The sequence below is a fragment of the Embleya scabrispora DSM 41855 genome (assembly GCF_000372745.1).
GTDB lineage: Bacteria > Actinomycetota > Actinomycetes > Streptomycetales > Streptomycetaceae > Embleya > Embleya scabrispora.
The window spans coordinates 1-14,428 of sequence record NZ_KB889578.1 but is presented as its reverse complement, the minus strand read 5'-3'; the positions used below and the strand labels follow the sequence as shown (position 1 = coordinate 14,428).

Annotated in this window: 12 protein-coding genes; 3 read left to right on the top strand and 9 right to left on the bottom strand. The window is 72.3% G+C overall.

Features of this window, described 5'->3' with window-relative positions; all coding sequences use genetic code 11:
- From A3IC_RS64380 to A3IC_RS53040, 4 genes are all read right to left on the bottom strand, one after another.
- The coding region (locus tag A3IC_RS64380; protein ID WP_040876291.1) for a sigma factor at window positions 1-952 on the bottom strand (952 nt) is incomplete at its 3' end.
- A gap of 988 nt (window positions 953-1,940) precedes the next feature.
- Complete coding sequence (locus A3IC_RS0107555; protein ID WP_020549460.1) at window positions 1,941-2,795, bottom strand: NAD(P)H-binding protein; 855 nt, start codon at window positions 2,793-2,795, stop codon at window positions 1,941-1,943.
- A 318-nt stretch (window positions 2,796-3,113) separates the two neighbouring features.
- Complete coding sequence (locus tag A3IC_RS0107545; protein WP_020549458.1) at window positions 3,114-3,977, bottom strand: AraC family transcriptional regulator; 864 nt, start codon at window positions 3,975-3,977, stop codon at window positions 3,114-3,116.
- Between the two features lie 10 nt (window positions 3,978-3,987).
- A complete protein-coding gene (locus tag A3IC_RS53040; RefSeq protein ID WP_205354493.1) occupies window positions 3,988-5,538 on the bottom strand; it encodes an acyl-CoA carboxylase subunit beta in 1,551 nt (516 codons plus the stop codon).
- 473 nt (window positions 5,539-6,011) lie between these two features.
- Between A3IC_RS53040 and A3IC_RS0107535 the strand changes: the two genes are divergently transcribed.
- The 3 genes from A3IC_RS0107535 to A3IC_RS0107525 all read left to right on the top strand — a co-directional run bounded on the left by A3IC_RS0107535 (window position 6,012) and on the right by A3IC_RS0107525 (window position 8,851).
- Window positions 6,012-6,902 carry an SIS domain-containing protein gene (locus tag A3IC_RS0107535; RefSeq protein ID WP_020549456.1) on the top strand — a complete coding sequence of 297 codons (891 nt, stop codon included), beginning with the start codon at window positions 6,012-6,014 and terminating at the stop codon, window positions 6,900-6,902.
- A gap of 43 nt (window positions 6,903-6,945) precedes the next feature.
- Window positions 6,946-7,878 carry a 1-phosphofructokinase family hexose kinase gene (locus A3IC_RS0107530; protein WP_020549455.1) on the top strand — a complete coding sequence of 311 codons (933 nt, stop codon included), beginning with the start codon at window positions 6,946-6,948 and terminating at the stop codon, window positions 7,876-7,878.
- A gap of 115 nt (window positions 7,879-7,993) precedes the next feature.
- Entirely contained in the window at window positions 7,994-8,851 is an 858-nt protein-coding gene (locus tag A3IC_RS0107525; protein WP_020549454.1) for a class II fructose-bisphosphate aldolase, read from the top strand.
- A 269-nt stretch (window positions 8,852-9,120) separates the two neighbouring features.
- Here the strand turns inward: A3IC_RS0107525 and A3IC_RS0107520 are convergent, their stop codons facing one another.
- Genes A3IC_RS0107520 through A3IC_RS53035 form a run of 5 tightly spaced genes read right to left on the bottom strand, consistent with a single transcriptional unit; the run spans window position 9,121 to window position 13,252 of the window.
- Window positions 9,121-10,500, bottom strand: coding sequence for a cytochrome P450 (locus A3IC_RS0107520; protein ID WP_020549453.1), 1,380 nt, complete (start codon window positions 10,498-10,500; stop codon window positions 9,121-9,123).
- Entirely contained in the window at window positions 10,497-11,117 is a 621-nt protein-coding gene (locus A3IC_RS0107515; RefSeq protein WP_020549452.1) for a GTP-binding protein, read from the bottom strand. The genes A3IC_RS0107520 and A3IC_RS0107515 overlap by 4 nt, the downstream gene beginning before the upstream one ends.
- Complete coding sequence (locus A3IC_RS0107510; RefSeq protein WP_020549451.1) at window positions 11,098-11,397, bottom strand: DUF742 domain-containing protein; 300 nt, start codon at window positions 11,395-11,397, stop codon at window positions 11,098-11,100. The genes A3IC_RS0107515 and A3IC_RS0107510 overlap by 20 nt, the downstream gene beginning before the upstream one ends.
- 47 nt (window positions 11,398-11,444) lie before the next feature.
- Window positions 11,445-11,831, bottom strand: coding sequence for a roadblock/LC7 domain-containing protein (locus A3IC_RS0107505; RefSeq protein WP_020549450.1), 387 nt, complete (start codon window positions 11,829-11,831; stop codon window positions 11,445-11,447).
- A 17-nt stretch (window positions 11,832-11,848) separates the two neighbouring features.
- A complete protein-coding gene (locus tag A3IC_RS53035) occupies window positions 11,849-13,252 on the bottom strand; it encodes an ATP-binding protein (protein WP_020549449.1) in 1,404 nt (467 codons plus the stop codon).
- Window positions 13,253-14,428 lie beyond the last annotated feature (1,176 nt).

Below are 14,428 nucleotides of genomic sequence, written 5' to 3'. Positions count from 1 at the left end.
AGCCCTTGGTGTAGTCGAACTTCTCGACCGCACGAATGAGGCCGACGTTGCCCTCCTGGATCAGGTCCAGGAAGAGCATGCCGCGACCGGTGTAACGCTTCGCCAGCGAGACCACCAGGCGGAGGTTGGCCTCCAGGAGGTGGTTCTTGGCGCGCTTGCCGTCCTCGGCGACGAGTTCGAGCTCATGCCGGAACTGCGGCGTGAGACCGGGCTCGGAGTCCAGCTTCTCCAACGCGAACAGGCCGGCCTCGATGCGCTTGGCGATCGACACCTCCTGCTCGGCGTTGAGCAGCGAGACCTTGCCGATCAGCCGCAGGTAGTCCTTGACCGGGTCCGCGGTGGCACCCGGCGTGGTCACCTGCTGCTGCGGGGCGTCGTCCTCGTCCGTGGTGAGGACGAAGCCGCTGGGACCGACCTCGGGAGCCGCGGCCTCGGCGGGCTCGTCGAACAGGTCTTCCTCGACCAGGGCCTCGTCGCCGTCCTTGGGGGCGGGCGACTCGACCGCGGTCGTCTCGGTGGCGGTGGTGGTCTTCTTGGCCGCCGTCTTCTTCTTGGCTGCTGCCTTCTTCGGCTTCGGAGCAGATTCCACGACGGACTCTCCCGATTCCGTTGCCGCGGGCGCGACTTGCGCGGGCAAGGTCTCTGTGTTCTTGACACGGGTTGAGCGCGTGGATAGCGTCTTCTTGACAGATCGCCGAGTTGTGGCTACGTCTCTCCGTTGGGTCTCTTTGACCGGGTTGACGGTCAACGTCACACCGGCCTCATCGAGGACCTCGTTGAGGCTACGGAGGATGCTCTTCCACTGCGTTGCAGGGATGGCATCGGTTTCGAAGGCTCGGCGTATGTCCTCGCCGGTAATCGATCCTTCGGCACGGCCGCGCTCGATGAGCGCCACCAGAGATTCCGATTCGGCGATTCTGTTGGGAAGCGTGCTGGACGAGCTCGGGGTCACAAATAACCTCTCGGTTCACGCGGGCATGCTGCGGCGCCGCAACTACACCGAATCGATGACGGATCCGCGGGACCGGATCCGTCGGCGCTGCCGGCGCCACTCAAGGCATCGCTCCGATCGGCAAAAGTGTTACGCCCCCGCGAGCGTGACCTGGGTCACGTCGGTCCGCAGCGGCTTCGTGCGGTCGGTTCCCCAGTGTGCGGGACGGCCCGGTGATCTGCACGGTCGTGCCGGTGGACCCGGGGTTCCGGGCTCGGCGCCACCGTCGTGGCCGGGGATCGACGATATCCGAGCGCCGGTTGCGGAGGGTCGGATTTTTTGTGGGCGGTGCGGATCGGGGTCGGGCACCGGCGTCGGTCGTACGGTCCTGAACCTGTCTTGAGAATGCCCGCCCTCCGCCGCGTTACGCACGGGAGGGGCCGGCGCGGTGTGCCGAGCGTGCCTCGGCCGCCCGCTCGGCGCCGGCTGGGACGGACCCGGCCGCGGCCGGGGCGGGCGGCCGGCCGGAAAGCGACGGGCGGATTCTTCCGGGCCGGCCCACCGGTAATGGGTGGGGCGGCGGGGGCGGTCGGGAAATCCCCGGAACGGGTTTGCGCTTTTGTCGGCCGTCCGGTGGCGGGGGTCACCGATGTTCGCCGCCGGCGGGTGGGATATCGCACGCGGGACGAATCGGAAAAGATCATTTCCCGGCTATTTCGCTAATCGATACGGCGCGCGGCGATCGACCGCACGAGATCGATTCGACGAATCGAAACGGGATTCGTATGCGCGGGATCGGCCGGCAGTGGGAGACGGCGCGCGTCGATGTCGTGCGGGATGCGGCGCCGGCGGATATGCACGGTGAATCGTCGTCGAATTCGATCACCACCGGGCCTTTTCGACGGGCCGCGGGTGCCCGGGGATCCGCAACGGGGGCCGCATCCCCGGGGCGGGCGTGATCGTGCCGCGGGCGGCCGACGAACCGGTCGTCGGCCGCCCGCGGGCCGGGTCACACCGTCCAGGCGCCGGTGGAGGCAGCCGTGCGGACGAACTCGGTGAAGTCGCGGCCCGGGCGGCCCAGGGCGCGGGGGATGCCGTCGGAGACCTTGGCCTCCAGGCCGCGCAGGATGCCGTTCAGGGCCGAGGTCCAGATGCCCGCGTCGAGTTCGGACAAGCCCTGATCCACCAGCGCGGCGGTGTACGCGGCGGGCTCGACCGGGATGTAGCGGGCCCGATGGCCGGTCGCCGCGGCGATCTCGGCGAGTGCCTCGTCGAAGGTCACCGCACGCGGGCCGGAGAGTTCGTAGGTCCGGCCCGCGTGGCCGGGGTCGAGCAGGGCCGCCACCGCGACGGCGGCGATGTCCTCGGTGTCGACGAAGGACACCGCGGCGCTGCCGGCCGGCAGGTACAGCTCGCCGGACCGGATCTCGTCGCGGAAGAAGCCCTCGCTGAAGTTCTGCGCGAACCAGCCGGGACGCAGGATCGTCCACTGGGCGCCACTGTCGCGCACGGCCGCTTCGAGCTCCAGGCGGGCCAGGTTGGCCGGGTCGTCGGCGGCGAAGTAGCCGGGGGTGTCGGTGCCGCGGGCGGAGAGCAGGACGATCCGCTCGACCCCGGCGGCGGCGGCCTGCCGGACGAAGGCCGGGCCGGTCGGCACGCCGTCCAGCGGGACCAGGTAGACGGCGGATGCGCCGGCCAGTGCGGGAGCCCACGTGGAGTCGTCGGACCAGTCGAAGTGTTGTTCGGCCGAGCGGGAGGCCACCCGCACGGCGGCGCCTCGGGCGCGGAGCGCGTCGACCACCCGGCTGCCGGTCTTGCCGGTACCGCCGAGAACGAGGATCGGGTGCTGCGTCGGTGTTGTCATGGCTCCAGCCTGGGCGCGGGCGGGCCGGGCGACCATGGGCGAGAAGCCGGGAGACATGTGCGTGCGTCCGGGCCGCCGCGCCCTGTACGGCCGGCGCCGCGCGGGCGATTCCGTTCGTCCGAGACCGGTGCGCGCGGCGCCCGGGCTCGGCAGGGCGGGATGCGCGCGATCGAAGGAGCCGACCATGCCGCACCGGTGCGACCGTGCTCGTCCCGCCGCGGGACACCGAACACGGGCGTTCCGACACCGTGGCCGATCCGGAGAGGCACCGGAGGATGTTCGAGCAGTTGCCCGGATAGCGGTCGGTGGACGGTCCCGCTACGCCGCGTGCGTGCTGCGGTAGGCGGTCGGGCTCAGGCCGCGGACTCGTTTGAAGGCGGTGCTGAACGCGAACGGGTCGGCGTAGCCGACCCGGCGGGCCACGGCGGCGACCGTGGCGTCCGGCTCGGTGAGCAGGTCGGCGGCCAGTGCCATCCGCCACTCGGTCAGGTAGGTGAGCGGCGGCTTGCCGACCCGGGAGGTGAAACGTTCGGCGAGGGAGGTGCGCGAGACGCCCGCCTCCGCGGCCAGGGCGGCGATCGTCCACGGCCGGGCCGGCGCGTCGTGGACCGCGCGCAGGGCCGTGCCCACGACCGGGTCGGCCAGGGCCAGGTACCACGCGGGCGGATGCGCCTCGGGGCGGTCGAACCAGGCGCGGAGCGTACAGACCAGCATCCAGTCGAGCAGCCGGTCCAGGACGAACTGCTGGCCCGGTTTGTCGGCGGCGACCTCGGCCGACACGAAGCCCAGTACGGCGTCGCAGCCCTCGTCGTCCGGGACGAGCAGGGCCTGGGGGAGCGCGGCGGGCAGGCGGCGGCCGATGTCGGCGTGCGCGCGATAGGCGCCGGAGAGCAGTTCGACGGCGGCCTCCGCGTCCCGCTCGGGTGATTCGTCTCCATCCGGGTGGGCGTCGGCGACGAACGTGACCGGAGCGCAGCCCCGGACCAGGGCCGTGTCCCCCGGGCGCAGCGGCAGCGCCGGGCCGCCGTCCGGGACGAGCCGGCCGCTGCCGCGGACCACCGTGTACAGGGTCAGCGGTGCGCCGGAGGTGACCTCGGCGGACGCCTTTGGCGGCAACACCCGTCGGTCGAAGAGCGCGCCGTCCGCCCTGATCCCGCGCAGCAGATCACCCAAACCGTCCATGTGGTCGAGCCTAAGGCAGCCGCCCGGGCCGCCGATCCGGCTCGATCGGGCCGGTCAGCCGGGCCCGGGCGCGGGTGAGGCCGGCGAGCAGGGCGTCGCGTACCTCGGTCGGGGCGATCACGTCGTCGTAGGAGAGCGCGTTGGCCGAGCGCCACGGGCCGCTCGCCTCGTTCGCGGTGAGCCGGCGGGTGCTGTCCGCGTCCTGCTTCGCGGCGGCGGCGCCGGCGGCGGCCGGGATGCCGCCGAGGGTGACGCCCGGGAGCGCGTACGAGACGGTCTGCGCGTCGAACGGGTTCATCGCCATCACCGAGCTGCCGAAACCGAACGCCTTGCGCAGCGTCAGGTGCAGCTTCGGCACCCGCAACCGGTGCTGGGCCGCGAACAGCCGAGCCGCCGCGCGCAGTACGCCCGATCGCTCGGCGGCGGTGCCGGCCAGCACGCCGGGGTTGTCGGCGAGGAAGACGACCGGGAGATGGAACGCGCCCGCGACCTGGACGAACCGGGCGGCCTTGTCGGCGGCGTCGGCGTCGATGGTGCCGGCCCGGACCGCCGGTTGGTTCGCCAGTATCGCGACCGCGTGGCCGCCGAGGCGGGCGAGCGCGGTGACGATGGAGGCGCCGTGCGCCGGTTGCACCTCCAGGACGGTGCCCGCGTCGAAGACCTCGGTCAAAACGGCCTTGATGTCGTACGGGCGGCGCGCGTCCGGCGGGATCAGGTCCAGGAGCGCCTCGGTGCCGCGCGGGCCGGTGTCGGCGTTGCCCGACTCCGCTCCCGCGTACGGCGGATGTTGCCAGGCGTGGGACGGGAAGTAGGAGAGGTACCGACGGGCCAGCCGCAGCGCCGCCGCATCGTCGGGGACGGCGTTGTGCGCGACGCCGCTGACCACGCAGTGCACCTGGCTGCCGCCGAGGGTGTGCTTGTCGACCCGTTCGCCGGTCGCGGCGGCCACCAGTGGGGGACCGGCGGTGAACAGGGCGCCGCTGCCCTCCACCATGATCACGAAGTCGGACAGCGGAGCGGTCAGCGCGCCGTGCCCGGCGGACGGACCGTGCACGATCGCGACGGTGGGGACCAGGCCGGCGAGGTCGACCAGGGCCTGAAGGTCGTTGGGCGTGGCGGTGTGCCCGGCGAGCGCGTTGCCCGCCCGATGGCCGGCGCCTTCCAGCAGGGTCACCAGCGGTGCGCGTTCCTGGCCGGCCAGTCGCACGAGCCGGGCGCGCTTGGCGGCGGCGCCCGGGCCGATCGAGCCGCCCTGGACGGTGAAGTCCTCGGCGCCCACGAACACCGGGCGGCCGTCGAGCAGTCCGGAACCGGCGACGAACGCGTCGGCGGGGATCTCCGCGCCTCCGGTGAGCGTGCCGAGCTCGGTGAACGAGTGCTCGTCCAGGAGCGCCGCGATCCTGGCCCGGGCGGGCAGCCGGCCGGGAACCGCAGCCGTGTAACGGGCGACCCTCGCCGGCCCGCCCATGGCCCGCGACCCGGACCGACGCTGCTCCAGATCGGCGAGCAACGGCTGCCAGGCGGCCCGATTCCCGGGCTCGGGACGTCCTGCGATGGTCACGGATCCCCCGTCGTTCGAGCGGCGCGAGACGACGCGGAGCGCGTACCTCCGCGTGAGCCGGGCCAATGTAGCGCCGGCGGCACGAGGGCGACAGAGCCGGCGTCGGCCGACTCGACGCCACCCGGCCGCGGCCACTCGCGCCGCCGCTCCGGCGTCGGCCTCCGGCCCGGCAGGCGGGGTCCACCCGTCCCACACCGGTCGCCCACCCGCGCTCGGGTCCCGGTCCCGCAGCACGCGTCCGCGTCTTTGACCGGCTGCCCCGGCCGCTCGCGACGGCGTCGCGCGTTGTCCTCGGCCCCGCGTGTCCACCGGCTGTTTCCCGGGGTGCAGATTTCGGATGAAAGGGGTGAATTGGGCTCTTGGGCGGTGCGCGGGATTGCTCATTCATGCGTGAAACTGCTATCAAATGAATAGTTTCAAGCATGCAAGTGCAGCAGTGCGCAGTCCGCACCGCCCAAGGACCCGGGAGCGCCATGACGACCGTGAGCCACACCTCTGCCGAGATCGCCACCCAGCCCGAGCTGTGGGCGCGCGCCGCCGCGCTGGCCGCGGACTGTGCGGGATTGCCCAAGTCCGGCGAGCGGGTCGCGATCGTCGGATGCGGAACCTCGTGGTTCATCGGCCAGGCGTACGCCGTGCTGCGCGAGCGGGCCGGGCTCGGTGTGACCGACGCCTTCGCGGCCTCGGAGTTCCCGGGCGTACGGGACTACGACCGGGTGATCGCGCTGACCCGCTCCGGCACCACCACCGAGGTGCTGCGGTTGCTTGCGGACATCCGCGGCACCGTCGCGACGACCGCGATCACCGGTACGCCGGACACGCCGATCATGACCGCGGCGGACGAGATCGTGATGCTCGACTTCGCGGACGAACAATCGGTCGTGCAGACCCGGTTCGCCACCACGGCCCTCGCCCTGCTGCGCACGCACGTGGGCGAGGACCCGGCCGCGGCGATCCGGGACGCGGAGACGGCCCTCGCCTGGGAGCCGGACCCGGAGTTCGTGGCGGCGGAGCAGTTCACCTTCCTGGGCACGGGGTGGTCGACCGGTCTCGCCGCGGAGGCCGCGCTGAAGATGCGCGAAGCCGCCTGCGCGTGGACGGAGAGCTACCCGGCGATGGAGTACCGGCACGGGCCGATCAGCATCGCCGCGCCGAACCGGATCACGTGGGTGTTCGGGCCGGTCCCGGAGGGCCTCGCCGACCAGGTCGCGGCCACCGGGGGCACGTTCGTGGCCGGTGCGCTCGACCCGATGGCGGAACTGGTGCGGGTGCAGAAGCTCGCGGTCGCGGTCGCGCAGAGCCGGGGGCTGAACCCGGACGAGCCGAGGCACCTGACCCGGTCCGTGGTGCTGGACGCGTCGTGAGGGACAGCATCGGCGACGGGGTTCGGGACGGGCGGGAGGCTTCGTGATCCTCACGGTGACGCCGAATCCGGCCTGGGATGTCACCTACCACCTGGAACACCTGGTCCGGCACGGCGCCAATCGCCCGCTGTCGGTCGGCGGGCGGGCCGGGGGCAAGGGCCTCAACGTCACGCGCGTGTTGCGCTCGCTGGGGGTCGCCGTCGCGGCGGTGGCCCCGCTCGGGGGTGTGACGGGCGAGCGAATTCGGGCCGACCTCGCGGCGGCCGACATCGCGTTGACGGCGATACCGGTGTCGGGCGAGACCCGCTGCACCACCACGATCGTGGAAACCGGCTCGGGCGGCGCGACGTCGCTGAACGAACTCGGCCCCGCGCGGACCGCGCGGGAATGGGCCCGGATGGTCGACGCCGCGGCCGAACTCCTGCCCAGTGCCTCGGTGTTGGTGCTGTCCGGGAGCCTGCCGCCGGGGGTCGCGGTGGGCGGCTACGCGGAGTTGGTGACGCTCGCGCGGGCGGCGCGGGTGCCGGTGCTGCTGGACGCATCGGGGCCGGCGCTGGTGGCCGGCGTCGCGGCCGGGCCGGACCTGGTCAAGCCGAACGCCGACGAGTTGGTCGCGGCGACGGGCGAGAGTGATCCGCTGCGGGCGGTGGCGCGGCTGCTGCGGGAGGCACGGCCCGAGACGGCGGTGGTCGCCTCGTTCGGTCGGGAGGGCATGGTCGCCGGGACCGACGCGGGATGGTGGCGGGCCGTACCGCCTGCCCCGGTCCACGGCAATGCCACCGGCGCGGGCGACGCGGCCGTGGCGGCGCTGGCGCGCGGGTTGGCCGAGGGCAGCTCGTGGCCGGACCGGTTGCGGGACGCGGTGGCCCTGTCGGCGGCGGCGGTGGCCGCGCCGGTGGCGGGGGACGTGGACGGCGAGCTGTACCGGACCTGGCGGCCGAGGGTGCGGGTCGACGCGGTGGAGCCGCCGCGATGAGGAACGGCCGAGGGTCCCGCGGGACGCGGGCCGGTGCCCGGGCGGGCCGCGCGGGTTCGGGCGCGGGCGGGCCTGGGGTTGATGGTGGTCGGGATCGTTCACGAGGAGAGATGACATGCCGTTGACCTCGACGGGGATATTGACCGACGCGGCGCGCGCGGACGGGGTGGGGGTGGCCGCGTTCAACGTGATCACACTGGAGCACGCCGAGGCGGTGCTGATCGCGGCGGAGGCGGCGGGACTGCCGGTCGTGGTGGCGATCAGCGAGAACGCGGTGAAGTTCCGGCGCGGGCGGCTCGGTCCGCTCGCGGCCGCGTGTCGCGTGCTCGCGGAGGAGGCCGCGGTGCCGGTCGCGCTGCACCTGGACCACGTCGAATCGGTGGACCTGTTGCACGCCGTCGAGGGCACCGGGATCAGCTCCGTCATGTTCGACGCGTCGCGGCTGAGCTACGCGGACAACGTGGCGGCCACCTCGGACGCGGTGGCCTGGGCACACGAACGCGGGATCACCCTGGAGGCCGAACTCGGCGAGGTGGGCGGCAAGCCGGGCCATCCCGCGCTCGACGCGCACGCGCCGGGGGCGCGCACGGATCCGGAGGAGGCCGCCGCGTACGTGCGGGCGACCGGCGTCGACGCGTTGGCCGTCGCGGTGGGCAGCAGCCACGCGATGCTGGATCGGACCGCCACGCTCGACCACGACCTGATCGCGCGGTTGCGCGCGGCGGTGGGCGTACCGCTGGTGCTGCACGGGTCCTCGGGCGTGCCGGACGACGAACTGCGGAGTGCGGTGGCCGCGGGGATGACGAAGATCAACGTGGGCACCGCGCTCAACATCGCCTACACCGGGACACTGCGGTCGCGACTGGTCGCCGAGCCCGGAAAGGCGGATCCGCGTCCTGCGCTCGCCGCTTCGCGGGGGGCGGCGGCCGATGTGGTCGGGGCCCTGTTGCGGGTGATCACCGGGGCGTCCTGAGCCCGGGAGCGTTCCGGGCCGTCCTCAAACGCCGGACGGGCTGATGGGGAATGCCGGGCGAGCCGGCGGGGAGGGGCGGACGGGCTGAGGGATATGCGCTCTCAGCCCGTCCGTGCGTCTGTGCGTCCGTCCGCCCGTCCGCCCGTCCGCCCGTCCGCCCGTCCGTGTGTCCGCTCGTCCGTCCGTCCGTCCGCCCGCCCGTCCGCCCGCCCGTGCGTCCGCTCGCCTGCCCGCCCCGCCCGTCCGCCCGTCCGTGCGTCCTCGGGTCGTCAGCCGAAGAGCCAAGTGGTCAAGCGGGTCCACCAGTTGGTGGGTAGGGGGATCGGCGCAGGTTGTGGTGGGGTGGTGGGGCGGGACGGCCGAGGTGGGCGGGTCCATTCGGTGGGCTTCACCAGTGGGACCGGGGTGAAATCGACCGGCAGCGAGGTGAGATAGCGGGCCCAGGTGGCCGCGTGCCAGGCCGGTGGGCGGTCCGGGTGGGCCAGGCGGATGTCGGGAAGCCGGCTGTTGAGTGTGTCGATCGCGGTGTCCGTGATGGCTCGGCCGATGTCCTGTCCCGGGCACAGGTGCGCGCCGCCGCTGAACGCCAGGTGGGCTCGGTTGTTGTGGACCGGAACGGTGAGGTCGGTACGGATCTGCGGGTCGACGTTGCCGGCCATCACACCGAGTACGAGCAGGTCGCCGGCCTTGATTCGGCGTCCGCCCAACTCGGTGTCCACCAGCGCCCAGCGCCCCGGGATGACCCACAACGGCGGTTCGTCCCATAGGACTTGCTCGACCGCGTCGGGCAGGGTCAACCGCGCCCCGGCCAGCGAGGCGGCGAATCGGTCGTCGCTCAGGACGACCCGCAGCGTGTTCGCGATCAGCGCGATGGTCAGCTCGTTCGCCGCGACCATCACCAGCCGCAGGTGGTGCAGGACCTCGTCCTCGGACAGCTTGTTCGGGTGCTCGATCAGCCACGACGGGAAGTCGGCGGCCGGCTCGGCACGCTTGCGGTCGGCCAGGTCGCGCAAGGTCTGCAGGATGAACTCGTTCGATTCGATGGCGCGTTCGCTCTGCATCATCAACTCGGCGCTGGCCTCGACCAGACGCGGACCCATCGAGTCGGGCAGACCGTAGAGCTGCGCGATGACCAGCATCGGCAACTGTTGCGCGTACTGGGCGACCAGGTCGGCGTGACCGTCGGCCGCGATCCGGTCGATCAGTTCGTGGGCGAGTCGTTGGACGTGCTTGCGGATGCCGCGTCGGTCGAACCGGTCCAGACTCTCGGTGACCACGGAGCGCAGCCGCTGATGCTCGGCGCCGTCGCTGGAAACGCAATCCGGGCGGTACTCCATGATCGGCAGGATGGTGGCGTCCGGCGGGATGCGGCCCTCGCGCCAGTCGCGCCAGTTGCGCGCGTCCCGGGAGAATCGGCTCGGCGTGCGCATGACCTCCAGGTTCTCCCGGTAGCCCAGTACCAGCCAGCCCGGGAAGTCGCCGTCGACCAGGATCGGCGCGACCGCTCCGTACTCGGCGCGCAACCTCTCGTACGTGGCACCCGGGTCCGCGATGGTCTCCGGGCCGTACAACCTGGTGATGCCCTCGGTGGCCGTCGCGCCCGCGTGCGCGGGGCAGCCGGGCGGCGGAACGGGGGGAGGAGCGGTCATTGCGTCTCCCGGTTCGTGGTGAGCGTGTGGAGGTATTGCATGAGGGCCATCAGGACGTCCCGGCTCGATCCCCGACTGCGGGCGTCGCAGTCGACCATCGGTACGGACTCGTCCAAGTCGAGTGCGCCGCGTAGGTCGTCCATCGAGTGGACCGGCGACTCGGGGAACGTGTTGACCGCGACCACGAACGGCACGCCGCGATCCTCCAGCCGGTCCATCACGTCGAAGCACACCTCCAGGCGCCGGGTGTCGACCAGGACCACGGCACCGAGCGCACCGTCGAACAGGCCGTTCCACAGGAACCAGAAGCGTTCCTGTCCGGGGGTGCCGAACAGGTAGAGCACCAGGCGCTCGTTGAGGCTGATCCGACCGAAGTCCATCGCCACGGTCGTGGTGGTCTTGGCCTCGATGCCCGCGAGGTCGTCGATTCCGACGCCCGCCTGGGTCATCGTCTCCTCGGTGGTGAGCGGCCGGATCTCGCTGACCGCGCCGACCAGCGTGGTCTTGCCGACGCCGAAGCCGCCGACGACCACGACCTTGACCGCGGCGGCGGCCGTCGCGGGCAGCATGTCCTCGGGGCGCGGCCCGGCGAGGGTCTCAGAGCCTTTGTAGTCCATGCATCACCGCCTTGAGCAGATCGATGTCGGGCAACGAAGCGGCCGGGATCGGTGCCCTGGCCTCGAGTTGATTCGTGCGCACCATGCCCAGCAGCACCAGCGTCAGCACGCTGGTCGGCAGCCGCATGTGGGCGGAGATCTCCGCCATCGACAGGGGCTGTTCACACATCCGCAGGATCGCGGCGAGCTCGGGAGCCATCCCGCGCTTCGGTTCGTGCTTGGCGACGAACAGCGTGACGAGGTCCAACCGGTTGCCGGCTTCGGGGTTTTCCCCGACCATGTACAGCCGTTCGGGGTGCGGGTCGCGCCTTGAGCGCCGCGGCACACTCACGGAAAGGCCCCATCGCGGCGCGGCGGACTGGTCAGGTGTTCGCCGATCCGGATCACCAGGTCGCGCATCCGGTGACCGAGCAGGCCGGTGTCCACCTGGCCGTCGGCCAGCACCGCGAGATACGCGCCGGTGCCGGCGGCCATCATGTAGAAGTAGCCGCCGTTGACCTCGATGACGACCAGGCGCATCCGGCCGTCGCCCTTGGGGAATTCGGATGCGATCGCGGCGGCGAGGCTCTGCAGGCCCGCGCACGCGGCGGCGAGCCGATCGGCCGTGTCCGCCTCGGTGTTGTGCTGGGCCATGCGCAGGCCGTCCGCGGACAGCAGCACGATGTAGCGCGTGAACGGCACGCTCTTGGCCAGATCGGCGAGCATCCAGTCCATGTTCGGTCGGTACCCCGTCATCGATATCCCCCGTCGTCCCACGATTCGTCTCCGCTCTCGGACCGCCGTTCGCTGGGCGGGAGTTCGCCGTTGATGCCACTGAGGAACGCGTCCAGACCGAGCCCCGGCGGGGTGTCGTCGACGCTCGATGCGGCAGGCCCCGGCGTGGTCGCACGGTGCTCGCCGCGGGGCGCCGCCGCGCGTGGGACGGTGCCCAGGCCGCGCCGACGGCGTTGCGGCAGCCCGTTCGCGCCGAACTCGGTGCCGACCGGCGTGTCGGTCATCATGTCGTGCAGGGACGGGAGTTCGTCCAGGTGCTGGAGGTGCTCCGGCATCGGGTACATCGGTGGCACGTTCGCGGTGATCTGGTTCTGCGGGATGACCACGACGGCGCGCACGCCGGAGTAGGCCGAGGGGCGGAGCGTCACCTTGAAGTTGTTGGCCTGCGCGAGGCGGGCCACCACGGTCAGGCCCAGGCGCGGGGTCTCGCCCAGGTCGTTCAGGTTGAGCGCCTCGCCGTCCAGGGACAGGATGCGCTCGGCCCGGCGGCGGGCCTCCTCGCTGAGGCCGACGCCGGCGTCCTCGATCTCGACCGCGATGCCGGTCTGCACCTCGGTGGTGCTCAGGTGCACGGTGGTCGAGGGTGGCGAGTACCGGGTCGCGTTGTCGAGCAGTTCGGCGATCGCGTGGATCAACGGCTCGACGTGCTGGGCGATGACCGCGACCTCGACGACCGAGTGCAGCTTGACCCGACGGTAGTCCAGGATGCGCGACATCGCGCCGCGCAGCACGCTGTACATGCCGATGTCGGTTTCCCACTGGCGACCGGGGCGGGCGCCGCCGAGCACGGCGATGCTGTCGGCCATCCGGCCGATCAGCGCGTTGCCGTGGTCGAGGTGCAGGAGGTCGCGGAAGACGACCGGGTCGTCGCCGTGTCGGTCCTCCATGTCCCGCATGTCCTGGGCCTGTTGGTGGATGGTGGCCTGAACGCGACGGGCGATGTTGACGAACGCGCGCTGGGCGGACTCGCGCAGGTCCTCCTCGGCACTGACCGTGTCGATCACCGAGCGGATCACATTGCGGTGCGCGACCGCGAACTCGGTCGGGTCGTCCGGCTGCGGGGCGACCTTGCGCATGACCTCCGGCACGGGCTCGCCGGCCTGGAGGCGGCCGATGGCCTCGGGCAGCAACTCCTCGGCCAGCCGGGCCGTCTCCACCTCCTGCGCGGCGAGTCGGCGGCGCAGCCCGACCTGTTGTTGCTGGAGCCGCAGGTGCAGTTGAGCGATGATGCGCCCACGGCGGCCCGCCTCGGCGGCGCACACGGCGACGGCGACGGTCGCGAGTCCACCGCACAAGGCCACCGCAGGGCGCGCCTGGGAGGAGACCGCGGCCACGGCCGCGGCCGCGCACGCGGCAGTCACGAGGAGGGGGAGGACCCATACGAGGGCCGGCCGTCGGCCTCCGGGGGACGATCCAGCGAGAACCATCGGCATCCTCGAAAAGTCGGAAACGAATCGTGCGGGTGTCCTGCGGACCGCGCGGCGGGCTGTTCTCGGCCGCCGACGGGGGGATGGTCGGGTGGTCCCGTGTGGGCGGGGCAAAGCCTCGTCAGGCAGGGGAAGTACCGTCGCGGGCGCCAGGCTACGCGGACGGCTGGGGCGGATCGGGTGTGTGGCGCACATGCCGCTCGAACGGGTGAATCGACAGGGAACGGGACATTGGCTGGGGCAGAAGCGATATTGCGTTGGGGTTGAAGTCGGGGTTGGGGCACAGGGGTGGGCCGGGGCCGGGGCCGGGCGGTTCGGGCCGGTTCGCGTTCGCATCGCCAGTCGGCTCGCAGCCGTTGGGGTGACGTGCGTCGCGTTCGGACCGCACGCCCGCTTCGCGGCCTGGCTCGTGTCACCGTTCCTCGCCCGCTGCACGGCCATTGGGGGCGTCGTGGGTCGCGTTGGTGGCGCTCGTTCGCTCCGCGGCCGGGGATCGGCCCGCGTCGCGGAAGTGTCACTCCTCTGCTCCGCATCCGTGAAACACGCCGACCGAGACGAACGCCCATGCAGCGGCCCGGAATCCAGGCGCGAACGGGCCAACTTCCCGCCCCGGAGCACAGGCACGACCGATGGCGTCGATATGGGACGCCGAGCCGCTACACGCGGGCTGCTTGTTACCGGCAGCGCCGGGGCGAGGCGTCCCGTCGCCCGTCATGGCCCAATGGCGGATGCCGGTCGGAAGAGCGGGGGGTCGAACCTTGCCGGCCCTGGCGTCCGGCGACCCCGCCCCCGGCAGGTACGGATCAGGGGCCGACCCCCAATGGGACCACTCCCCGAATGGATGGGTTCCCCACCCCGCCGATTCCGGCCACCCCCGGCGCCCCCGACCCGAGCCACCCAGGCCAACCACACTCCCGACTCCGCCCACCCCCACCGCCCACCCCCGGCGCGTCAGCGCCCCCGACCCGCGCCGCCCTCGGTGATCGACGCGCGAAGCGCGGAGAGCGGCGGAGCCGCAGAACTTGGACTTCGTGGCCCGGAGCGAAGCGGAGGGACACGAAGTCCCGAGCGAGGGGCCGCCTTTTTCTCGGAGGAGCGAAGCGGGGGAGA